This is a genomic window from Pasteurella oralis (assembly GCF_042681465.1).
Lineage (GTDB): Bacteria > Pseudomonadota > Gammaproteobacteria > Enterobacterales > Pasteurellaceae > Pasteurella > Pasteurella oralis.
In genome coordinates, this window is the sequence record NZ_JBHUFP010000025.1 from 117,632 (window position 1) to 139,679 (window position 22,048).

Annotated in this window: 22 protein-coding genes; 7 read left to right on the forward strand and 15 right to left on the reverse strand. The window is 38.3% G+C overall.

Annotation, left to right across the window (positions count from 1 at the left end; translation table 11 throughout):
* Nucleotides 1-28 precede the first annotated feature (28 nt).
* Complete coding sequence (gene ilvD / locus ACFSAV_RS09980; RefSeq protein ID WP_379099161.1) at nucleotides 29-1,864, forward strand: dihydroxy-acid dehydratase; 1,836 nt, start codon at nucleotides 29-31, stop codon at nucleotides 1,862-1,864.
* A 308-nt stretch (nucleotides 1,865-2,172) separates the two neighbouring features.
* Nucleotides 2,173-3,714, forward strand: a complete 1,542-nt coding sequence (gene ilvA / locus ACFSAV_RS09985; protein WP_379099164.1) for a threonine ammonia-lyase, biosynthetic — start codon at nucleotides 2,173-2,175, stop codon at nucleotides 3,712-3,714.
* A 64-nt stretch (nucleotides 3,715-3,778) separates the two neighbouring features.
* On the opposite strand, the gene ACFSAV_RS09990 is transcribed toward ilvA, so the two are convergent.
* From ACFSAV_RS09990 to rpe, 5 genes are all read right to left on the reverse strand, one after another.
* Complete coding sequence (locus ACFSAV_RS09990; RefSeq protein WP_379099167.1) at nucleotides 3,779-4,414, reverse strand: hypothetical protein; 636 nt, start codon at nucleotides 4,412-4,414, stop codon at nucleotides 3,779-3,781.
* Nucleotides 4,415-4,632: 218 nt separating this feature from the next.
* Nucleotides 4,633-7,182, reverse strand: coding sequence for a TonB-dependent receptor domain-containing protein (locus ACFSAV_RS09995; protein WP_379099170.1), 2,550 nt, complete (start codon nucleotides 7,180-7,182; stop codon nucleotides 4,633-4,635).
* Nucleotides 7,183-7,358: 176 nt separating this feature from the next.
* Nucleotides 7,359-8,357, reverse strand: coding sequence for a tryptophan--tRNA ligase (gene trpS / locus ACFSAV_RS10000; RefSeq protein ID WP_101775582.1), 999 nt, complete (start codon nucleotides 8,355-8,357; stop codon nucleotides 7,359-7,361).
* Nucleotides 8,358-8,366: 9 nt separating this feature from the next.
* Nucleotides 8,367-9,041, reverse strand: coding sequence for a phosphoglycolate phosphatase (locus tag ACFSAV_RS10005; protein ID WP_101775583.1), 675 nt, complete (start codon nucleotides 9,039-9,041; stop codon nucleotides 8,367-8,369).
* A gap of 25 nt (nucleotides 9,042-9,066) precedes the next feature.
* Nucleotides 9,067-9,735 carry a ribulose-phosphate 3-epimerase gene (gene rpe / locus ACFSAV_RS10010; protein WP_101775584.1) on the reverse strand — a complete coding sequence of 223 codons (669 nt, stop codon included), beginning with the start codon at nucleotides 9,733-9,735 and terminating at the stop codon, nucleotides 9,067-9,069.
* Nucleotides 9,736-9,851: 116 nt separating this feature from the next.
* On the opposite strand from rpe, the gene ACFSAV_RS10015 reads away from it, so the two are divergent.
* The 4 genes from ACFSAV_RS10015 (at nucleotide 9,852) to dtd (ending at nucleotide 12,362) form a co-directional block, all read left to right on the forward strand.
* Nucleotides 9,852-10,475 (forward strand): LysE/ArgO family amino acid transporter, encoded by a 624-nt coding sequence (locus ACFSAV_RS10015; RefSeq protein WP_379099175.1) that lies wholly within the window; start codon nucleotides 9,852-9,854, stop codon nucleotides 10,473-10,475.
* A 119-nt stretch (nucleotides 10,476-10,594) separates the two neighbouring features.
* Nucleotides 10,595-11,068 carry a YchJ family protein gene (locus ACFSAV_RS10020; protein WP_101775586.1) on the forward strand — a complete coding sequence of 158 codons (474 nt, stop codon included), beginning with the start codon at nucleotides 10,595-10,597 and terminating at the stop codon, nucleotides 11,066-11,068.
* Nucleotides 11,065-11,931 (forward strand): virulence factor BrkB family protein, encoded by an 867-nt coding sequence (locus ACFSAV_RS10025; protein WP_101775587.1) that lies wholly within the window; start codon nucleotides 11,065-11,067, stop codon nucleotides 11,929-11,931. The genes ACFSAV_RS10020 and ACFSAV_RS10025 overlap by 4 nt, the downstream gene beginning before the upstream one ends.
* A complete protein-coding gene (gene dtd, locus ACFSAV_RS10030; protein WP_379099180.1) occupies nucleotides 11,928-12,362 on the forward strand; it encodes a D-aminoacyl-tRNA deacylase in 435 nt (144 codons plus the stop codon). Before ACFSAV_RS10025 ends, dtd begins: the two co-directional genes overlap by 4 nt.
* Nucleotides 12,363-12,449: 87 nt before the next feature.
* Here the strand turns inward: dtd and nlpD are convergent, their stop codons facing one another.
* From nlpD to icd, 9 genes are all read right to left on the reverse strand, one after another.
* Nucleotides 12,450-13,835 carry a murein hydrolase activator NlpD gene (nlpD, locus tag ACFSAV_RS10035; RefSeq protein WP_379099183.1) on the reverse strand — a complete coding sequence of 462 codons (1,386 nt, stop codon included), beginning with the start codon at nucleotides 13,833-13,835 and terminating at the stop codon, nucleotides 12,450-12,452.
* Nucleotides 13,836-13,871: 36 nt separating this feature from the next.
* The gene (locus tag ACFSAV_RS10040; protein ID WP_379099186.1) at nucleotides 13,872-14,033 is read right to left on the reverse strand and encodes a hypothetical protein; all 162 of its coding nucleotides are present in this window, start codon (nucleotides 14,031-14,033) and stop codon (nucleotides 13,872-13,874) included.
* A gap of 13 nt (nucleotides 14,034-14,046) precedes the next feature.
* Complete coding sequence (locus ACFSAV_RS10045; protein WP_379099189.1) at nucleotides 14,047-14,622, reverse strand: YqaA family protein; 576 nt, start codon at nucleotides 14,620-14,622, stop codon at nucleotides 14,047-14,049.
* Between the two features lie 36 nt (nucleotides 14,623-14,658).
* Nucleotides 14,659-15,399 (reverse strand): 5'/3'-nucleotidase SurE, encoded by a 741-nt coding sequence (gene surE / locus ACFSAV_RS10050; RefSeq protein WP_379099192.1) that lies wholly within the window; start codon nucleotides 15,397-15,399, stop codon nucleotides 14,659-14,661.
* A 59-nt stretch (nucleotides 15,400-15,458) separates the two neighbouring features.
* The gene (truD, locus tag ACFSAV_RS10055; protein WP_379099195.1) at nucleotides 15,459-16,481 is read right to left on the reverse strand and encodes a tRNA pseudouridine(13) synthase TruD; all 1,023 of its coding nucleotides are present in this window, start codon (nucleotides 16,479-16,481) and stop codon (nucleotides 15,459-15,461) included.
* A 105-nt stretch (nucleotides 16,482-16,586) separates the two neighbouring features.
* A complete protein-coding gene (ispF, locus tag ACFSAV_RS10060; RefSeq protein ID WP_379099197.1) occupies nucleotides 16,587-17,066 on the reverse strand; it encodes a 2-C-methyl-D-erythritol 2,4-cyclodiphosphate synthase in 480 nt (159 codons plus the stop codon).
* Nucleotides 17,067-17,077: 11 nt separating this feature from the next.
* Nucleotides 17,078-17,800, reverse strand: a complete 723-nt coding sequence (gene ispD / locus ACFSAV_RS10065; RefSeq protein ID WP_379099200.1) for a 2-C-methyl-D-erythritol 4-phosphate cytidylyltransferase — start codon at nucleotides 17,798-17,800, stop codon at nucleotides 17,078-17,080.
* The gene (gene ftsB, locus ACFSAV_RS10070) at nucleotides 17,800-18,078 is read right to left on the reverse strand and encodes a cell division protein FtsB (protein ID WP_379099202.1); all 279 of its coding nucleotides are present in this window, start codon (nucleotides 18,076-18,078) and stop codon (nucleotides 17,800-17,802) included. Before ftsB ends, ispD begins: the two co-directional genes overlap by 1 nt.
* A gap of 158 nt (nucleotides 18,079-18,236) precedes the next feature.
* A complete protein-coding gene (icd, locus tag ACFSAV_RS10075; RefSeq protein ID WP_379099204.1) occupies nucleotides 18,237-19,484 on the reverse strand; it encodes an NADP-dependent isocitrate dehydrogenase in 1,248 nt (415 codons plus the stop codon).
* A gap of 176 nt (nucleotides 19,485-19,660) precedes the next feature.
* Between icd and ACFSAV_RS10080 the strand changes: the two genes are divergently transcribed.
* The gene (locus ACFSAV_RS10080; RefSeq protein WP_379099205.1) at nucleotides 19,661-20,389 is read left to right on the forward strand and encodes a pseudouridine synthase; all 729 of its coding nucleotides are present in this window, start codon (nucleotides 19,661-19,663) and stop codon (nucleotides 20,387-20,389) included.
* A gap of 176 nt (nucleotides 20,390-20,565) precedes the next feature.
* On the opposite strand, the gene ACFSAV_RS10085 is transcribed toward ACFSAV_RS10080, so the two are convergent.
* Nucleotides 20,566-21,561, reverse strand: coding sequence for a LacI family DNA-binding transcriptional regulator (locus ACFSAV_RS10085; protein WP_379099208.1), 996 nt, complete (start codon nucleotides 21,559-21,561; stop codon nucleotides 20,566-20,568).
* Between the last annotated feature and the right edge of the window lie 487 nt (nucleotides 21,562-22,048).

Sequence of the window (22,048 nt, forward strand, 5' to 3'; positions counted from 1 at the left end):
GAAACACAACATTATACTTGGAGAGATTATGCCAAAATTACGTTCAGCAACCAGCACACAAGGTCGCAATATGGCGGGAGCAAGAGCCTTGTGGCGTGCAACAGGAATGACCGATAAGGATTTTGGAAAACCCATCATTGCAGTGGTCAATTCTTTTACTCAATTTGTTCCTGGTCACGTCCATTTAAAAGATATTGGTCAATTAGTCGCCCGCGAAATTGAAAAAGCCGGTGGTGTCGCCAAAGAATTTAATACCATCGCGGTGGATGATGGTATTGCGATGGGACATGGTGGGATGCTCTACTCCTTGCCTTCGCGCGATTTAATTGCAGATTCTGTGGAATATATGGTTAACGCACATTGTGCTGATGCAATGGTGTGTATTTCCAATTGTGACAAAATCACACCAGGTATGTTAATGGCAGCATTGCGCCTCAATATTCCAACCATCTTTGTGTCAGGCGGACCAATGGAAGCGGGTAAAACCAAATTGTCAGATCAAATTATTAAACTGGATTTAGTCGATGCCATGATTCAAGGGGCAAATCCCAATGTATCAGATGAAGACAGCGATAAAATTGAGCGCTCTGCTTGCCCAACCTGTGGTTCTTGCTCTGGCATGTTCACCGCCAATTCGATGAACTGCTTAACTGAAGCATTAGGCTTAAGCTTGCCAGGCAATGGTTCCTGTTTAGCCACTCACGCCGACCGTAAACAATTATTTTTAGCAGCAGGAAAGCAAATTGTTGAACTTTGCAAACGCTATTATGAACAAGATGATGCTCGCATTTTACCACGTCATATCGCCACCAAAGCCGCCTTTGAAAATGCCATGAGTCTTGATATTGCAATGGGCGGTTCGACTAATACCGTATTACACCTACTTGCTGCGGCACAAGAAGCCGAAGTAGACTTCAGTATGGCAGATATTGATCGCTTGTCCCGCCAAGTCCCTTGCTTAAGTAAAGTCGCCCCAAATACACAGAAATACCATATGGAAGACGTACACCGTGCAGGTGGCATTATGGCGATTTTAGGTGAATTGGATCGTGCAAATTTATTGCACAATGATACTCGTACCGTATTAGGTTTAAGCCTAGCAGAACAGCTTGCGCGCTATGATATCAAGTTGACACAAGATGAAAAGGTACATACCTTCTTCCGTGCGGGTCCTGCAGGTATCCGTACTACAGAAGCGTTCTCACAAGATTGCCGTTGGGATAGTCTAGATGATGATCGTGAAAATGGTTGTATCCGCAGCAAAGCATTTGCTTATAGTCAAGATGGGGGATTAGCAATGCTTTCAGGCAATCTCGCCCAAGACGGTTGTATTGTCAAAACCGCTGGCGTTGATGAATCAATCTTAAAATTTACAGGCTACGCAATTGTGTTTGAAAGCCAAGAAGAGGCGGTTACAGGCATTTTAGGCGGTAAAGTGCAAGCAGGTCATGTGGTCGTCATTCGCTACGAAGGTCCAAAAGGCGGTCCTGGCATGCAAGAAATGCTGTATCCAACCAGTTATTTAAAATCAATGGGCTTAGGTAAAGCCTGTGCATTATTAACGGATGGACGTTTCTCTGGTGGTACCTCGGGTTTGTCTATTGGTCACGTTTCACCAGAAGCAGCCGCAGGCGGAATGATAGGCCTAGTCAAAAATGGGGATACAATTGAAATCGATATTCCAAATCGTTCAATCCAATTATGTGTCGCTGAAGAGGAGCTAAACCAACGCCGCATTGAGCAAGATAAGCTCGGCTGGCAGCCAACTAACCGCCAACGTGAAGTGTCATTTGCCTTAAAAATTTATGGGCATTTTGCCACTTCAGCAGACAAAGGTGCCGTGAGAGATAAAAGCAAAATTTAAAGGCTCTTCCCCTTTTTTTATGAAATGAGGGGGAGAAAGACGTAGATATTAAAAATTTTTAAAAACACACCGCACTTTTTAATTATCTTCGAATTAAAGCGGGGACCTCATATAAGTTGCCCGAATAGAAAAGCAATTTTTAGAAAAATAAAGTTGCGTAACAAAATGAAATCAACTTATTTTTCATGAAAAAATTGCTTTGTCATGAGTATAAAACAACTTATCGGGGCGTGTTTTCTTTGCCAACTTTCTTTTTCACAAGCAAAAGAAAGCAGGTCATAAACCAGATAAAACAATGGATATAATTTATGGTCAACAACTTAACCTCCAACCAACCGACTGGCTCAGAATACCTAAAAGCTGTGCTCAGCTCAAAAGTTTACGAAGTAGCCCAAATTACCCCGCTACAAGAAATGCCAAAACTTTCAGAACGTTTAGGCAATAAAGTTTTTATCAAACGCGAAGATCGCCAACCCGTCCACAGTTTCAAATTACGTGGTGCCTATGCCATGATTGCAGGCTTAAATGAAGAACAAAAACGTGCTGGTGTAATCGCAGCCTCAGCAGGAAACCATGCACAAGGTGTGGCACTTTCTGCTAAACAACTTGGTTTACGCGCATTAATCGTGATGCCACAAAACACACCAAGTATTAAAGTCGATGCAGTGCGTGGGTTTGGCGGCGAAGTATTATTATATGGGGCGAATTTTGATGAAGCCAAAGCCAAAGCTATCGAACTTTCCCAAACTAAAAACATGACTTTTATTCCTCCATTTGATCACCCTGCTGTGATCGCTGGACAAGGCTCTTTGGCAATGGAATTGTTACAACAAAATACCCAAATTGATCGCATTTTTGTCCCTGTTGGCGGCGGTGGTTTAGCCGCTGGTATTGCGGTATTAATTAAGCAATTAATGCCAGAAATCAAAGTGATTGGCGTGGAATCAAAAGATTCTGCTTGTTTATATAAAGCCTTAAAAGTCGGCAGACCCATTGACTTAGATCGTGTTGGTTTATTTGCGGATGGCGTTGCGGTGAAACGCATTGGTGATGAAACGTTCCGAGTTTGTCAACAATATATTGACGATGTAGTGCTAGTGGATAGCGATGAAATTTGTGCCGCAGTGAAAGACATTTTCGAAAATGTGCGAGCCATTGCTGAACCTTCTGGTGCACTATCGTTAGCGGGCTTAAAGAAATATGTGAAAGAACATAACCTTCAAGGTGAAACCTTAATTAACGTGCTTTCTGGTGCTAATTTAAATTTCCATACGTTACGTTATGTTTCAGAACGTTGTGAAATTGGTGAGCAGCAAGAAGCATTGCTAGCTGTGACCATTCCAGAAAAACCGGGCAGTTTCTTAAAATTCTGTCATATTCTCGGTGCAGTACCCGTCACAGAATTTAAATATCGCTACGCTGATGATGCGCAAGCTTGCATTTTTGTAGGGGTACGTATCAGTGGCGAAGAAGAAAAAAATAATATTATCAATCAATTACAACGCAATGGTTACGATTTAATCGACTTATCAAATGATGATATTGCCAAAACCCATGTACGATATATGATTGGTGGGCGTTCAAATAGCCAACTCAAAGAGCGCTTATATAGCTTTGAATTCCCAGAGCAAAAAGGCGCATTATTAAAATTCCTCGAAACTTTAGGACAAACACATTGGAATATTTCAGTATTCCACTATCGTGCACATGGTGCTGATTATGGCAATGTACTTGCAGGTTTCCAATTAAATGATCAAGCTCTTGATGCTTTCAATCAACATTTAGAAAAACTAGGTTACGTGTATCAAGATGTCACTGAAAGCCCAGCTTATCGCTATTTCTTAGTCTAATCCAATAAAAAAGTGCGGTGTTCTGATCAATCTTCACCGCACTTTTTACTGATATTCAGAGCACTTACTTTACAAAGTTACTAAATGTCAGCTCGTAATTATCGCCGTCACGATTGTAGGAGATAAAACGGGGGAATTGTTCCCCTGCAAATTTTTTCACTATAATATCTTTATCACCTGTTTTAAATTGGTAAGTAATTTGTGTCACGTCTTGCTTATTATATTTCACTACATCTTCGCTTTTTTTCACGAAAACATTATGCATTGGATACAATTTTTTCCCATTAGTAATTTGAAAATTAATCGGCAATTTATCGTAATAGCTCAATTGAAATGTCATGGTAAACAAATCAAAAGTAGGTAATGTTAATTCTTTTGTCGTTAAGCCATTTTTCACTTTGCCATATTCAATTGTACTGGCTTGAATTTTCGCCGTTGCATAAGGATTGCCATTACGAATATCGTTATAATCGACCATCTCAAACTGCTTACTACCTTGCTTACCCTTGGACAAGAATTGAATGTTATACAAAGGCACATTAATTTTAGCATCAACCGAATATTGACTACCATCCGCTTTGAAATGCACATAAGCTGGCATTAAATAGTTAGAGCTATACTTAATATTAAAATCTGCATTTGCCCACACATTCGATACATAGCATAACGCCGAACAAAATAAAATTTTTAAAAATCTCACCGCACTTTCCTCTCTATGCAATCTATTCATTTAGATAAATGAACAAATAATGTAACTGGTATTAGCTTTGACAACAAGCTTGTTTAAATAATTCCTGCCCTCATTGATAACAAAAGCTATTTATCATATAGTAAAGTAAACGCTGATCACTTCTCACCAAAATATAAAAAACCGCACTTTTGATTGAAAGTACGGTTTTTACACATAACATTATCTATTTAGAAACGATATTCTACCCCAAGATGCAATGTTCTACCCGGCGCAGTATTCAACCCCATATTATTTGTATCTAAATAATAGCGATTTAATACATTATCCATTGTCATCGTCAATTTAAGCTGCTCAGATACATTATAATTTGCATATAAATCAACCAAAGAATAAGGCGCCCACTCGATACTTGAAGTATTTACAAAACGCTGCGATGATAGCACTGGTACAAAACGTTTACTGTAATAACTATAACGAGCACCAATATCTAACTTCTCATTTAGCCAACGTGAGCCTAGTATAATATGCAAATTTAAGCGTGGAGGTACAGCATTATTTAAGTTACTACGATACACATAACCAGAATTACATTGCTCGCCTTTTCCTGCCTGTTCAGGTGTCAAACAAAATTGAGTTTTGGTATAATACGTCCCTGATAATTTCGCGTAAACTTTTCTCATATCATAATATGTTGAAGCTTCAAAGCCAGTAAATTGCGCACTCTGAATATTCAATGTTTGAGTTAAACCACTTTTGCGATCAAAACTCCGAGTTAAATAATCATCAATCTTATTGAGAAAATACGCAAATTTAAAGCCAACCACATTATCTATGCGTCCTACATTTTCGTAAAACCCACTAATACCAAACTCCCAATTTTTTGCTCTTTCAGGCTTTAATTGTTCCAAATTATCTCCTGTTGACTGCATACTCCAGCCTTTAGTTGCTTGGAATAAACTTGGGGAGCGTAATGCCTGAGCATATTTTACATAAATAATTGTACCATTTGCGATCTCTGAACTTAACATAACAATAGGTGATAACCCTTTGTTTTTAATGGGCTTTTGTTTATGCACAACATATTTGTACTGCGGTATAAAATCAAATCCGCCATCAGGACGAGGGACAGGTTTATCACCAATATGCACTTTCTCTTCACGTACAACATAATCATGAATAGTCGATTGCATATAACGTAGCCCAAGATCCGCTTTTAACCATGAGTTAAATGGATAATTGGCTGCAACAAATGCGCTGATTTCTTTTCGTTTACCATCACGAACATATAATGGTCCAATGGCATTATCAGGATAACCTTTTGCTCTCACTCTTTGCAGTGCATCACGAGGTGGATAAATACGCTCATAATTATGTGCAATACCATATTTTAGAGTCAAAGGTTGTTTATTAAGTTGGAAGATACTCGTGTTATCAATGCTTAATCCTTTTTGTTTTGAGATTAAAAAGTGAGCATGACGACTCGAAAGTGAATAGCCATATTCTTCAATCAGTGGTGTAAAATTAGAAGAATCACTGTCGGTATAATAAGCATTTATACTTAAATTCACATAAGGTGTAGCAGGATTATATTGGTAATTAATATTGTAATTACTCACTTTAACTTCTGTTCCCTCACCTTGTAACGCACCATAAGCTCTAAAATTTAAAAGAGAACTCATAATTTCACCAAAATGACTACCATAGTATCGGTAAGCCAATCCCAAGCGATGCTTATCATTATAAAAATTAACCTTTGCCAAATAAGAATGGTTATTTTGCGATGTATTTAACGCTTCTTCACCGGGGCGATAAAGCGTACTATGATTTTCTTTGAATCGAAGTTTGCCTATTTCTACTTCTTCGTGCCTACGAGGCTCTTGAACTTCAACACTATCTTTTTCAAATTCAATACCCTCAATCTGTGGTGTTTGTCCATGTCGCCCTACGAAATAATTGCCTTGTTTACGTTTAGCATATGCAAGCACAACATCTGCATGTTCCCATTTTTTAGCCAAAGCAATACTATAATTATAGGCATTGAAATCCAAACCATGAGTCGAATAACGTGCATTTGGTGCATAGGTTTGTGTTTGACATAATCCAGTATTATTTGTAATACATCGATGGATATACCTTGTTTGATAACCTCCTCTTGTATAATTTGCAGGAGGAGCAACTGTATTCGTCATCGTGCCTAATTTTAAGCGTATCCCCCATGTTTTGCCTTCTGTAATAATATCTTGCCAACTAATCGTATTCATACGCACAACACCACCAACAGCCCCCGTTGCATCATTTGCTAAAGAGGGTCCCTTTTCAATCTCAACTTGGCTAATTAAATCAGGATCTAAATAAGTACGCGTTGATGAACCAGCATAGCCTTGCCAAGATGGTACAGATTGAAGCCCATTATCCACCCAAACAGGTACCCTATTCTCATTCGCAATACCTCTAATATTTAGTGAAAGCGCACCACTATTACGTTTGTTTCCTACAATTACACTAGGTACACCAGATAAAAAATCACCAACAGAGCTTCCTCGGAAACGAGTAATATCAGATTGAGTTAAATAAGAATAAGAACCCACAGAAAGATATGTTTTGAGTAAACTCTCGTCATAGTCATTTTTTTCATCATTTTCATTCACAATAATAGTTTCTAAATTACTGCTTGTTGGTTTATCCGTATTTGACTTTGTAAAAGCAACCTGTGGTATCATCCCTAAAGCAATACACAAACTTAAACTAAGCAAACTAACCTGTTCTTTCTGTTGCATACTCTCTCCTTTCACATTACAACAAAATGATAATAAGTCTCATTTTCATTTTTATCATATTTTTGAAGAAATTCAAAGATCTGCCGTAAAAATATATTTTCATAAGTTAAAAATAAAAAAACCGTACTTTTCATTAAAAAGTACGGTTTAAAATAGAAAAATGTCTAAATCATCAATTACGCCACAAAACCCACTGCGTCATACACTGCCTCAAGGGTTTGCTTAGCACGTTCACGGGCTTTCTGCGCGCCTTCATGCGCAATTTTATTCAGTAATGCTTCGTTACTACGGAAATGATGAAAACGAGCCTGAAGCGTAGTCAACATTGCCGACACTTCTTCTGCCACAGCACCTTTTAAATGCCCATACATTTTGCCTTCAAACTCTGCTTCTAACACTGCAATCGATTTGCCTGTCACGCCAGACAAAATATCTAATAAGTTAGAAACACCCGCCTTATTTTGTAGATCATAGCGTACTACTGGCGGCTCATCGGAATCTGTCACTGCACGTTTAATCTTTTTCGCTACAGCTTTTGGATCTTCTAATAAACCAATTACGTTATTACGATTTTCATCTGATTTTGACATTTTCTTTTCAGGTTCTAACAGTGACATCACGCGTGCACCCGCTGTTGGAATAAATGGCTCTGGTACCGCAAATAAATCACCGTACAACGCATTAAAACGATTAGCGATATCACGCGTAATTTCTAAATGTTGTTTTTGATCTTCGCCTACAGGTACTTGGTTCGCTTGATATAACAAAATATCGGCGGCCATTAACACTGGGTAAGTAAATAAACCAACATTAATATTTTCAGCATGACGTGCTGATTTATCTTTGAATTGGGTCATCCGTCCCATTTCACCAAAATAAGTATAACAATTTAAGACCCAAGCTAATTGGGTATGTTCTGGCACATGCGATTGAATAAAGATCGTACTTTTTTCTGGATCAATGCCACAAGCTAAATAAAGCGCTAACACATCTAATGTGGCTTTACGTAATGCAGCGGGGTCTTGACGTACGGTAATCGCATGTAAATCAACAATACAAAATAAACATTCATAATCATCTTGCATTTTTACCCATTGACGTAATGCACCAAGATAGTTACCGATTGTTAATTCACCTGAAGGCTGTACGCCACTTAATACTACTGGTTTTGTCATTGTTATTCCTTATTTTAAAATCGTCAAAATATCGGCAAAATCATCAAATACCCAATCTGGATTGGCTTGTTCAATTGGGATGTTATAGTTGTAACCATAAGTTAAACCGACAACGGGACAACCTGCTGCATGTGCTGCTAAAATATCATTTTGCGAATCACCAACAAATAAAACTTGCTTTGGATATAACCCAAACTTACCACATAAATAATACAATGGGGCAGGGTGTGGTTTAATCGCTGGTAAAGATTGACCACCCAAAAGCTCACTAAATAAATGATCTATCCCAAATGCAGCTAATACAGGCTGTACATGTCTCGTCGGTTTATTTGTCACCACTGCCAAAGTATAGCCCCGTGCTTTAAGTTGCTCTAAAGTGGCTTTTACATTGGGATAGAGGCGACTTAAATTACATAAATTTTCGCCATAATAAAAACCAAAGCGACGTTTTAATTCACGAATTTGCTCGTCAGTGAGTACTTTGCCGCCCTGTTCTGTCGTCCACGTTAATGCCCGCGCAATTAAAACATCTGCCCCATTACCAATCCAAGTCAGGACCAATGCTTCTGGCGCTTGGGGTAAATCAAATTCAGCTAAAGCAGAGTTCACTGAGAGCGCCAAATCTGGCAAGCTATTTACTAACGTCCCATCAAGGTCAAAACCAATCAATTTAAATTGTGTCATTTTTATACCGCACTTGTTAATCTCGTTAAACTGTTGCCAATTGTTGGCGCATTTCATCAATAACTTTCTTATAGTCTGGCTGATCAAAAATCGCTGAACCTGCGACAAACATATCAGCACCAGCTCTGGCAATATCAGCTATATTATTGACCTTCACACCACCATCAACTTCTAAACGAATATCAAAACCACTTTGATCAATGCGTTGGCGTACTTGGCGTAATTTATTCAACGTACTTGGAATGAATGACTGTCCACCAAAACCCGGATTGACTGACATCAATAAAATCACATCCACTTTATCCATCACATAATCCAAATAACTCAATGGCGTAGCAGGGTTAAATACTAAACCTGATTTACAACCACAATCACGAATAAGCTGTAAAGTACGGTCAATATGTTCTGTTGCCTCTGGATGAAAAGTAATATAATCCGCACCTGCTTTGGCAAAATCGGGAACAAGGCGATCCACTGGTTTTACCATTAAATGCACATCAATTGGTGCAGTAATGCCATAATCACGTAATGCCTGACATACTGCCGGACCAAAAGTTAAATTAGGGACATAGTGATTATCCATCACATCAAAATGAATAACATCAGCACCACTATTTATAACTGTTGCGACATCTTCACCCAAACGTGCCAAATCAGCAGATAAAATCGAAGGCGCAATTAAATAGGATTTCATGATCGACCTCACTTGTTAACAAGGTGTTAAGTAACCACTTGCAAAGAGAAAATAATGCGGTTAGTGTACTACGTTATTAGCCAATTTTTAAGGAAATTCTCACTTCAGGAGCTAAGATGGAGAGCATGTTACATGGATTTTTTGTGACCGCAGGTTTGATTATTGCAATAGGTGCACAAAATGCCTTTGTATTAAAACAAGGTTTATTAAAACAGCATATCTTGCCTGTGATTTTGACTTGCTTTATTTGTGATATTATCCTCATTTCCATTGGCGTATTAGGATTAGGCTCTCTCATTAGCCAAAGTCCAACAGCGACTGTTGCCTTAGCCGTTGTCGGCGCATTATTTTTATTTATCTATGGCGCAAATGCATTCCGTTCAGCTTATCAAGGGAATTCCGTTGTACAACTTGAACAGCGCAATGCACAAACACAGTCTGTACTAAAAGCGATATTCACGACTCTAATGATTACTTTACTCAATCCACATGTTTATTTAGATACGGTCGTGATTATTGGTGGCATCGCAGGAACCTTAACTTTAGAACAAAAAGGCTTCTTTCTGCTTGGCGCGCTAAGCGTATCTGGGCTTTGGTTCTTTAGCCTAGGTTATAGTGCCAGATTATTCATTCCATTATTTCAACGTCCTGTAACATGGCGCATCTTGGATATCGTCATTGGCTTTGTGATGTGGGGGATTGCGATCAGTTTGATGCAATATGCGCTAGCGATGTTGTAAAATTTTGTCAAAACTGACCGCACTTTAAGAGAGAAACCGCTAATCGGGACAAATCATTTCTCAATCCAGCAGCGCTTTGTTACAATTCGTGTAACTTTAAATGACAGTAATGTATTAAAATGACTGAAAAATCGACCGCACTTTGTCCCTGTCAATCAGGGCAAACCTATCAAGGTTGCTGTGAGCCTTTTCATTTATATCAACAGTTTCCACATAACGCAGAGCAACTAATGCGTTCGCGCTATAGTGCCTATACATTAAACAACATCGAGTATATTGCTGCAACCACTGTCCCTAGCCAACAGGCGTTGTTAGATCTCTCTGTTTTACGACAATGGGCGCAAACAACTCAATGGCTAGGACTAGAGGTGATCAAACATCAATCTCTTTCCAAACAACATAGTAAGGTTGAATTTAATGCTTTTTTTGTGACTGCTGAAGGAAAACAAGCACATTATGAGCATTCTCTTTTCGTCAACATTGCAACCCGCTGGTATTTTGTTGATCCAACTGTCAATTTACCTACGATGAAACAACCTTGTCTTTGTGGCTCAGGCAAAAAATTTAAACATTGTTGCGGAGGTTTACTGTGAAAAACCCATTTAAAAGTATTATCTTATTTTTTAAAACGTTCTTTTGTCGCTTCCAACAAAATAAGTTAACGCAAGCAGCAGGTTATTTAACTTATAGTACGATGTTGGCCATTGTGCCATTAATCATGGTGGTCTTCTCGGTATTCTCTGCATTTCCGGTGTTTAATGAAGTCACAGACGAACTCAAAACCTTTATCTTTAATAACTTTGCCCCCTCAGCCAGTGATACAGTCGGGCAATATATTGATGAATTTGTGACTAACTCCAAACAAATGAGTGCAATAGGTGTCATCAGTTTAGTTGCCGTCGCACTGATGTTAATCAATTCCATTGATCGTACGCTGAATTCGATTTGGCATGATAGCAGCACGCGTCCCTTAGTCTTTTCGATTGCTATTTATTGGCTAATTTTGACCTTTGGTCCTTTATTAATTGGTGCCAGTATTGGGGTGAGTACTTATGTTAGTACCTATGTGACAGAATTTATTGATTCTGATTTAACACTGCCCTTTGGTTTAAAAATACTCAGCTTTGTGCCATTCTTACTCACTTGGCTCATTTTCACACTAATTTATGCGGTTGTGCCTAATAAGAAAGTCAAAATGAGCCATTCTGCGGCAGGTGCATTAGTTGCCGCTTTCTTTTTTACACTAGGTAAGCAAGCCTTTACTTGGTACATCACGACCTTCCCCTCATATCAATTAATCTATGGAGCAATGGCGACTTTACCTATCATGTTGTTATGGATTCAATTAAGTTGGGTTGTTGTTTTACTGGGTGCACAACTGTCTGCTGTGTTAACGGAAATGACAGCCATAAAAGATAGCCAACACAAAATCGCACAAATGAAGGAAGAACAATGATCGCATTAATTCAGCGTGTCACACAGGCAAAAGTCGTAGTTGAGACACAAACTATCGGAGAAATAGGACAAGGCTTATTAGTATTACTTGGCGTAGAAAAACAAGACGATAAAGCCAAAGCAGAACGCTTAGTAGAAAAAGTGCTTAACTATCGGGTTTTCAGTGATAATGAAGGCAAAATGAATTTAAATGTCCAACAAATTAATGGTGAAATTTTAGTCGTTTCTCAATTTACGTTAGCTGCAGATACCCACAAAGGTTTAAGGCCAAGCTTTTCAAACGGTGCACCTCCTACGCTTGCCAATGAGTTATATCAGTACTTTGCCCAAAAATGTGCAGAAAAAATCAATACAGCAACAGGGCAATTTGCTGCGGATATGCAAGTGAGTTTAACCAATGATGGACCAGTCACTTTTTGGTTAACCGTGTAAAAACCTACTTCTAGAGAATATCGTTTTTAGTCGACAATAAAAAAACTGCACCTTAAACCAGGTGCAGTGATATTTAAATATGCTTGATTAACGTTTTGGTAAATAACGAGCCGGATCAACAGATTTACCCTTATAACGAATTTCGAAGTGCAATTTCACACTATTTGTACCAGAGCTCCCCATTTTAGCAATTTGTTGTCCAGCACGAACTTCTTGCTGATCCTTCACTAAAATGCTTTCATTATGTGCATAAGCACTTAAATAATCATCATTATGTTTAATAATAATTAAATTACCATAACCACGCAGGGCATTTCCAGCATACACAACACGACCGGCTGCTGCGGCATTAACCGCTTGACCACGAGAACCAGCGATATCAATGCCTTTATTTCCCCCATCAGCAGTAGAGAAACCTTGCACAATATTCCCTTTAGTTGGCCATTGCCATGCAATATTAGACACTACTTGTTTAGCCCCTGTTGGTACTGGTACAGAAACTGGTGAGTCAACAACAGGTTGAGTAACAGGTTTAGGTTGTGGAGTGGCTGTAGTACCTGTGCTAACACCAGATTTAATTGGTCCAATAATAGTGCCATCAGATCCATATTGTGTACCATGTGGACCTGGTGTATATGTTACCTCTGTTGTTTTTGATTGCGTCACTGGTGGCACAACAGGCTGCGTCACAGGTTGTGGCGTTACCGTTTTGCCATTAGATACACGTAAAGTTTGTCCAACACTTAGACGGTATGGTTCAGACATATTATTCAGTGCAGCAAGCTCTTTTACATCTAACCCTGAAATATAGGCGATCAAATACATGGTATCGCCTTTACGTACCGTATAAGTCTCGCCTTTATAAAAACCTTTATCTATTTTGCTATAGTCTGGACGATTATCGTTTGGGTTACGCGGGATCTTAAAGTCCTGGCTTACTGGCTTTACACTTGGTGTTGCTGCCCCCGCAGCGGTCGGTGTAACAGAACTCGGTTGGTAGGTATTATTACTATTTGATACTTTTAACACTTGACCTGTACTCAAAGTATAAGGCTCAGACATATTATTTAATGCCGCAATTTCTTTAACACTAAGACCTGAAATATAAGAAATTAAGTACATACTGTCGCCTTTACGTACAGTATAAGCATCCCCTTTATAAGAACCACGTACGATCTTACTATAATCAGGTTGATTGGTCACAGGATCACGAGGAATATCAAAATGCGATGAAGTCGTTATAGGCTGGCTGGCTGGTGAAGTTGGTTGATAGGTTGGTTGTCCCATTCCCGTTGGCATCGTATTTTGTTGCTGAATTTGAGGTTCCCAAGCTCCCCCATTAGCTGGGTCAACGGGCTGCATAATACCTGGTGTTAATGTGCCATCAACACTTTCTACAGGTGCTGGTGCATTTGAACTACAAGCTGCCAACACCGCAATACTGATAGGCAAAAGTAAAAACGACTTTTTCATTTGCTAGTTTCCTCTTTCTTATTTTAAATTTTTTAATTAATGTTTTGTAATTTCTGGTAGCCAACTACCGCCTTCTACAGCACCCGTACCTGAAACAGGCTCCATCATGCCAGGAGTTAACGCATTTTCATCTTGGACATTTATTGTACAGGCGCCCAGCACTAAAATCATAGACAACAATAAAAGTAATTTATTCATTTTTAACCTTAAATTATCTCAAAATAACATAAGCCAGCACTGCTAAAACAACTACTGACCAACCGATAAGCTCAATTGAACGACGTAATTTGTCAGCAAATTTCTCACCACCCCAAGCAGCAAGTTTTGCAACTAATATAAAACGCGCAGCCCTTGAAATAAATGCAGTAAGCAAAAATGGCAAGAATGCCATTTGCATCACACCAGCACAAATAGTAAAAACTTTGTAGGGAATAGGTGAAAAGCCAGCGACAAATACTACTAATATTCCCCATTTTTCAAACCAAGAAATTGCGGTATCCCAATGCTGTTGATAATCAAACTGCTGCACATAATGCTGTACAAAATCTAATGCATAATAGCCTAACCCATAACCAATTGCACCACCAAGTACCGAAGCTAATGCCGTATAGATCGCAAATTTGAGTGCACTTTGGGGCTTTGACATTGACATCGGAATCAACATCACATCTGGCGGAATAGGAAAAAAGATAGCTTCAATAAAGCTCGTAAAAGAAAGAAAAAACGTCGCATAACGGTGCTGTGACCATGCCATCGTTTTATCATACATTGCACCGAAAATTTTCAACCTACACCTTCCTAAAAAATAATCAAAAACGTATCATTATTCACTTTCTAACCAAACTTGTAAAGATTGCAACGAATGATAAGCCGTCATATCTGCTTGAATTGGTGTTAACGAAACATAACCATTTTTGACGGCATAAAAATCGGTCCCTTCTTGTTCATTTTCAGCCAAGCCTGCTGGACCAACCCAATAAATCGCTTCACCACGCGGATCACGTTGTTTCACGACTTCTGCCGCCGAAGCACGATAACCTAAATGGCATACTTTAATTCCTTTCAATTGCTCATAAGGAACATCTGGCACATTAATATTCATGATTTCACGACTCTTTAAAATCCGCCCGTGTAACTTTGGAATTAATTCACATACAACACGTGCAGCAGTTTCATAATGTTGACGACCATTTAAAGAAACAGCAATGGCAGGCAACCCTAAATAACGCCCTTCTAACGCGGCGGCAACTGTACCTGAATAAAGCACATCATCACCTAAATTCGCACCTGCATTAATACCAGAAACGACTAAATCGACTTGCCCTGATAAAAAGCCATTTAATGCTAAATAAACACAGTCAGCAGGCGTACCATTTAAACAATAATCACCATTGGGTAAATGCAATGGACGTAATGGCTCAACTAAAGTCAGTGAACTGGATGCAGCACTGCGGTTACGATCGGGTGCCACTACGGTAACATCGGCAAATTTACGTAATTCACGCGCAAGTATCTGAATCCCTTCGGCATGAATACCATCGTCATTGCTAAGTAAAATTCTCATTATGTTTTATCCTTTTTCTCTCAATTCCTGTTTATTTGACAGACCAATATACCGTAATATTACGCTTCTTTTACATTGACTAACTCTCTAACTAATGCCGTAGCATAGCTCCCTGCTGGTAAATAAAAGTACAGTTTCAAACCTTGCTCGACAAATTCCCACCACAAATCCTGTGGCTGCATTAAGATTGGGCGACGAGCTGCTTTAATGTGTTCTTGTGCCATCAACTTTAACAAGACTTGATGTTGTTCAACCAATTGATTTTCAAGCACTGTCGCAGGCAAGTTTTGTTCACCAATTAAAGGCGCAGTTAATAAAATATCTTGATTTTCTAAGCGCACTTGTAGCGCAGCAAAATCTTCATTTTCATTGGCTTGAAACCAACTATGTGAGCCTTGTAGTTGTAAAATATCACCAGGCAACACTTGTTGAACAAACTGTAATTTAATACGTTCTGATACCACTAAATTAAACACTTCGCTACGTGCGGCAGAAAGATAAAAGCTACGTTTCTTACGTTCTTTCACTTTAATTTCCCCTTTCGTCCAGCGTAACGCCTGTGTAAGATTATGTCCATCACGCCCAAAACGTTGCTCGGTGAAATAATTTGGAAAACCCCATTTTTTCACATTTTCTAACCGCACTTTAAGTGCGTCAGTCGCTTGAACACCACGCAACAAGATTTCAAAATAATTACCATCAAGACTGCCCGTACGAATCTTCCGGTTGTGACGAGTCACAGCTAAAATTTCCACACCTTCTACTTGAAACTGGCTAAAATCTGGTGTTGGTTGACCGGGCATGTGTAAACAAAACCATTGTTCGGTAACAGCTTTACGATCTTTTAAGCCTGCATACCCCATATAGCGAGCAGAAATGCCAACAAATTGTGCCAATTTCTCGCCAACAAATAAGGTATTGCAATCCGTTTTACGTATTTTGACTACAACAAATTCACCCTCACCTGTCATTTCATAACCCAAATGTTCTTTTACAATAAAATCAGCACATTCTGCTTTCAAAAGTGCGGTCTGTTTTTCTGCAATTTCTCCTTGCAGGTGCTGTAAATAAGCAAGTTCCATGTGTTCCTTAATTCATGTTGTATAAGTAAAGGCGAACCTACTTGTTCGCCCTTACCTTTTTATTTCATCATTAAAACAGCGGTTAACCGCCAGACGGTTAAAAAATTAGGCTTTAATCACTAAAGCCACCGCTTCACAAGCAATTCCCTCACCACGTCCTGTAAAGCCTAATTTTTCGCTCGTTGTTGCTTTGACATTCACTTGCTCAATATCACAAGCCAAATCTTGTGCAATAGCAGCACGCATTGCATCAATATATGGACGCATTTTAGGCGCTTGCGCAATAATCGTGACATCAACGTTACCAACTTGATAACCTTGTTCTTGCACTTGGCGATAAGCCTCACGCAATAGACCACGGCTATCTGCCCCTTTATATTGCATATCAGTATCTGGGAACAGTTTACCAATATCCCCTAATGCGACCGCCCCAAGCAGTGCATCGGTTAAAGCATGCAATGCCACATCACCATCAGAATGAGCCAACAACCCTTTTTCATAAGGTACTGCCACTCCGCCAATAATAATTGGACCTTCACCACCAAAAGCGTGAACATCAAAGCCATGACCAATTCGAATATTCATTTTATCTTCTCTTACTGTGCTTTTCTGGTTAAATAAAATTCTGCTAAAGCTAAATCTTCGGGACGTGTCACCTTAATATTATCACTACGCCCTGCCACTAAGTGCGGTCGATATCCAGCAAATTCCATTGCTGAAGCCTCATCTGTCACTTGTTTACCCTGTACAAATGCTTGTTCTAATGCCTGCATTAACACATCTAATGGGAAGAACTGTGGTGTTTGCGCCAGCCAAAGTTCACTCCGATCTTCCGTCTGTTTAATTTGTTGATTTGGCAATGCACGCTTAATTGTATCCGTAGCTGGAATCGCTAAAATTGCGCCATGTTGATCTTCAATTTGCATTAACTTATCTAAGTCTTGATGCGTCAAACAAGGACGAGCAGCGTCATGCACCATAACCCATAAATCTGCTGAACGTTGCGATGCACTTTGTTGCTGATAAGAAACTGCGCGTAACCCATTTAGTACAGAATCTGCCCGATTTTCGCCCCCCTCAATCACTTGAATTTTAGGGTGATTTAAAAAAGACAGCGTAGAAATATAGGGATCATTCGGCGCAATAGCTAAAATGACGAGTTCAATCTGTGGATAACTTAATAAGACGGACAGCGTATGTTCTAAAATGGTTTTACCTTGAATTTCAAGATATTGCTTAGGTTTTGTCGTTTGCATACGACTACCAACACCAGCGGCGGGCACAACAGCAACAATTTTACGCGGGATAACTTGGCTCATTATTTATGCTCTTTCACAATATGATAAAAAATTTCATCAGATTTGACCATGTCGTGCTGAAATCTCGCCCGTTCTTCAATGGCTTCCACGCCTTGTTTTAAATCTTTAATTTCTGCCGCAATTACTTGGTTACGCTGTGAAAGTTGCTCATTTTCTTGTTTATGCTGGGCTATTTGCTGTGCAGTTTGTTTGTAATCCACATAGCCATTTTTGCCAAACCAGAAATCATATTGGAATAGCAATAACACAGCGACTAATAAAAAAATAAATAAACGCATAGATTCTCAGCCAGTTAATAACAAAGTAGATAGTTTACCGCGAAATTAGAAAAAATACCGCATTTTCTCCCACAAATTACGCTAAATTTTAACAAACATGGATAACAAAACCCCATTACTCAATAGAATAATGGGGCTTGTATTGCACAAAAGATAGATTACATATTCGCCACAATATCTCGCGCAAATTCAGAAGTTGTGCGCAATTTTGCCCCCTCTAACATTTCAGCAAAATCGAAAGTGACGGTTTTATCCGCAATAGTTTTTGATACTGCTTTTACAACTAAATCTGCCGCTTCAATCCAGCCTAAATGACGTAACATCATTTCACCACTTAAAATTAATGAGCCTGGATTGCCTTTATCCTGTCCTGCAATTTTCGGTGCCGTACCATGAGTCGCTTCAAAAATTGCTGCCTCTGCACCAATATTCGCACCAGGAGAAATACCAATTCCACCGACCTGTGCAGCTAAAGCATCAGAAATATAATCACCATTTAAGTTTAAAGTTGCGATAACATCATAATCCGTTGGGTGAAGTAGAATTTCTTGTAAAAATGCATCTGCAATACTGTCTTTGATAATGATTTCTCTGCCTGTTTTTGGATTAGTGAGCTTCATCCACGGACCGCCCTCTAACAATTCGGCACCAAATTCTTTCGCGACTTCATAACCCCATTCTTTAAATGCCCCTTCAGTAAATTTCATAATGTTACCTTTATGTACAAGCGTTAAAGACTCACGGTCATTATCAATCACATATTGTAAGGCAGCACGCACTAGACGTTGAGTACCTTGTTTAGAAACAGGTTTGATTCCAATGCCACAATCTTCTGTAAAACGAATTTTCTTCACCCCCATTTCGTTTTGTAAAAATTCGATCACTTTATTCGCCTCAGGCGAACCCGCTACCCATTCCACACCTGCGTAAATATCTTCTGAATTTTCACGGAAAATCACCATATCGACTAATTCTGGATGTTTTACTGGGCTTGGTGTCCCTTCATAATAACGAATCGGACGTAAGCAATTATATAAATCTAAACCTTGACGCATTGCCACATTTAATGAGCGAATCCCCCCACCGACTGGTGTCATTAAAGGTCCTTTAATTGCGACATGATAATCACGAATAAATGCCATCGTTTCATCAGGCAACCACGTATTTTCCCCGTACACCGCATTAGCTTTACCACCTGCATAGATTTCCATCCATGCAATTTTACGATCACCACCATAGGCTTTTTCTACAGCTGCATCAATGACCGTTTGCATTGCAGGTGTAACATCAACGCCAATCCCATCACCTTCAATAAATGGAATAATTGGGTGATTTGGCACCACTAATGCACCTTTGGCATCAAGTTGAATTTTTTCACCTTGTGGGATAACGACTTTTGATTGCATATCATTTCTTCCTTATTCTGTTGCCTATGATAGTATAAACACTCGATCGAACGAGATTATCTTTACAAAGCTATTGGAACTAAACAAAGTTCGCAAGCACTTATTAAAAAATTGTTAAAAAATTTCTTCGTTTTTCGATCTAGATCCCATTTTCAAACTTAAATACATTTTTTTCTATGCCAATAAAATTTACAGCAAAAAGCCAACATCATACTTCAAAACACAAAACCACATCACTTCTCCATGTAAACGTAAAAAAAGCCCCTCGAGCAAACAAAAACATTGTACGTCCACGTGAAAAAAAAGCGGTCAGTTTTGCTGAAACACAAGTGGTATTGTTTAATAAACCTTATGATGTCCTAACTCAATTTAGTGATGGAAATGGACGTACGACATTAAAAAACTTTATTCCCATCCAACATATTTACCCAGCGGGACGTTTAGATCGCGACAGTGAAGGCTTAGTTTTGCTGACTAATAACGGGGAAATTCAGCATCGCCTTGCTGACCCCAAATTCAAAACAGAAAAAACTTATTGGGTACAAGTAGAAGGTATTCCACAAGAGACAGATTTAGACAAATTACGCCAAGGCATAGCACTCAATGATGGTCAAACCCAGCCTGCTAAAGTGCAGTTAGTTTCGCAGCCAAATTGGTTATGGGCGCGCCATCCCCCAATTCGTGAACGCAAAAATAGTCCAACTAGCTGGCTGGAAATCAAAATTTGTGAAGGACGTAATCGTCAAGTACGCCGAATGACTGCACATATTGGTTTCCCAACCTTACGTTTAATTCGTTATCAAATCGCACTATTTGACTTAACTCATTTAGCACAGGGTGAATATCGTGTTATTTCTGAACAAGAACTGACCGCACTTTATCAACGACTAAAACTAAGAAAATAACAGTATAACATCTGCGCTTAAAATACTAAGTTTGCTTATTTTGTACATGATAAAACCAATGTATTGTATGATTAATACCAAGATTACTGAAATAAGAAACAAAAAAATCTACCTTTTCTTTAACTCAAAATCCACCTAAGTTGATGATGTTATTAACTTATTTACTCGATTCATTATTAATATTCAACGACATTACTTCTCACAATTATTTTCGATAAGTTGCTATTCTCTTTGGTAATTGCACGAATTGCCATATTAATCGCCTGATAAGCCATTTCATATAAATTATGGTTAACACAAGAGATATTAAAACCATAATTTTCAGAATAAGGTAAATGATCAATACTAAACAAATCAAAATGTTGTTTGTAAACTAAATGTTGCTCTAAACAAGCCTTTAATATGCCTAAAGAAATTTGATTATTCAAGCCAACAAATCCGTAATATTTTGTATTATTAGCGAGTATTTTCTTTACGGCAAAATATGCTTCATCAATAAAAAAATCAGCATGTATCACATTTACTTTATTCTTATGTTTTACTGAACCTAAAAAGCCATTCAGCCGTTCCATTGAAACATTTGAATTTTTAGGTCCTGCCACAACAACAATCTCATCATATTGATTTTTATTAATATAATTTGCTGCAACTTCTCCACAATTTATATTATCTATATAAATACCGCTATATCTCCCTTCGCCTAGTTCCCTGTCGAGTAAAATTACCGGAATATTAAGTTTTTCTAATTGTTCAATATAACTTGGCTTATAATCTTTATCAGTAGAAATAGCGGACAAAATGATCGCTTTTGCATTATATTCAATTAAGCGTCTAACAGAATGTTCTTCTATTTCTTGAGATTCATAAGAATCAAACATTAAAATATCATGATTTAAATCTAATGATATTTTTGTCATTATTTTAGCTAACTCACCAAAAAAAGGATTACTCATATTTGGATTAATAATTCCAATTAAATTTTTCTTTATAGTATTTTGGCGAATACGAGAAGGGAAATAACCTAATCCTTCTGCTATTTGTAAAATTTTATCCCGAGTGTCTTCTTTCACTTTATCTGAAAAAGACAGCGCTCTAGATACTGTAATCTTACTCACACCTGCTGCTAATGCGATATGTTCTAAAGTCACCTTGTTTAAACGCACATTTTCCATACTATACTCTAATTATTTTAAGGTTTAATTACGTCACTAATTTATTTTACTTAATTGCCTATACTTTCAAAAAGTAAAAGTTATTACATCATTTTACTAATCAACCCTCAATAGTAGGCATATAAATTAGTGAAAGAAATAGGGCGTATTCCTTATTGGATACGACAATATTCATCAGTCATAAATATTATTTGAATTCAATATTTGATTTCAGTTAACTGTTTAAAAAAGCACCACTCTCAATCTGTTTTATCCTCTCTTAAAAACACCGCTAACGCTTTTCTAATCTCTACTCTTACTTAATCACAGAATTAAAGGGCAGGATATATTTTCTTAACTTATTAAATTTTAAGTATATTTTAGCGGTAAGAAAATAAATTTTTGCGCAATTATTGTCCTAACACAACTGAAGTATTGATGTTGTGAAGTAAATCACGTTTTTTCTTTTAAAAAGATGATATCTTGTCAAAAAATGTTAATTAAATCT

Bases quoted from the DNA above. Each gene is read 5' to 3' on its own strand.
- ilvD (WP_379099161.1), top strand. From the start codon at position 29: ATGCCAAAATTACGTTCAGCAACCAGCACACAAGGTCGCAATATGGCG.
- ilvA (WP_379099164.1), top strand. From the start codon at position 2,173: ATGGTCAACAACTTAACCTCCAACCAACCGACTGGCTCAGAATACCTA.
- ACFSAV_RS09995 (WP_379099170.1), bottom strand. From the start codon at position 7,182: ATGCAACAGAAAGAACAGGTTAGTTTGCTTAGTTTAAGTTTGTGTATT.
- trpS (WP_101775582.1), bottom strand. From the start codon at position 8,357: ATGACAAAACCAGTAGTATTAAGTGGCGTACAGCCTTCAGGTGAATTA.
- ACFSAV_RS10005 (WP_101775583.1), bottom strand. From the start codon at position 9,041: ATGACACAATTTAAATTGATTGGTTTTGACCTTGATGGGACGTTAGTA.
- rpe (WP_101775584.1), bottom strand. From the start codon at position 9,735: ATGAAATCCTATTTAATTGCGCCTTCGATTTTATCTGCTGATTTGGCA.
- ACFSAV_RS10015 (WP_379099175.1), top strand. From the start codon at position 9,852: ATGGAGAGCATGTTACATGGATTTTTTGTGACCGCAGGTTTGATTATT.
- ACFSAV_RS10020 (WP_101775586.1), top strand. From the start codon at position 10,595: ATGACTGAAAAATCGACCGCACTTTGTCCCTGTCAATCAGGGCAAACC.
- dtd (WP_379099180.1), top strand. From the start codon at position 11,928: ATGATCGCATTAATTCAGCGTGTCACACAGGCAAAAGTCGTAGTTGAG.
- nlpD (WP_379099183.1), bottom strand. From the start codon at position 13,835: ATGAAAAAGTCGTTTTTACTTTTGCCTATCAGTATTGCGGTGTTGGCA.
- ACFSAV_RS10040 (WP_379099186.1), bottom strand. From the start codon at position 14,033: ATGAATAAATTACTTTTATTGTTGTCTATGATTTTAGTGCTGGGCGCC.
- surE (WP_379099192.1), bottom strand. From the start codon at position 15,399: ATGAGAATTTTACTTAGCAATGACGATGGTATTCATGCCGAAGGGATT.
- truD (WP_379099195.1), bottom strand. From the start codon at position 16,481: ATGGAACTTGCTTATTTACAGCACCTGCAAGGAGAAATTGCAGAAAAA.
- ispF (WP_379099197.1), bottom strand. From the start codon at position 17,066: ATGAATATTCGAATTGGTCATGGCTTTGATGTTCACGCTTTTGGTGGT.
- ispD (WP_379099200.1), bottom strand. From the start codon at position 17,800: ATGAGCCAAGTTATCCCGCGTAAAATTGTTGCTGTTGTGCCCGCCGCT.
- ftsB (WP_379099202.1), bottom strand. From the start codon at position 18,078: ATGCGTTTATTTATTTTTTTATTAGTCGCTGTGTTATTGCTATTCCAA.
- icd (WP_379099204.1), bottom strand. From the start codon at position 19,484: ATGCAATCAAAAGTCGTTATCCCACAAGGTGAAAAAATTCAACTTGAT.
- ACFSAV_RS10080 (WP_379099205.1), top strand. From the start codon at position 19,661: ATGCCAATAAAATTTACAGCAAAAAGCCAACATCATACTTCAAAACAC.
- ACFSAV_RS10085 (WP_379099208.1), bottom strand. From the start codon at position 21,561: ATGGAAAATGTGCGTTTAAACAAGGTGACTTTAGAACATATCGCATTA.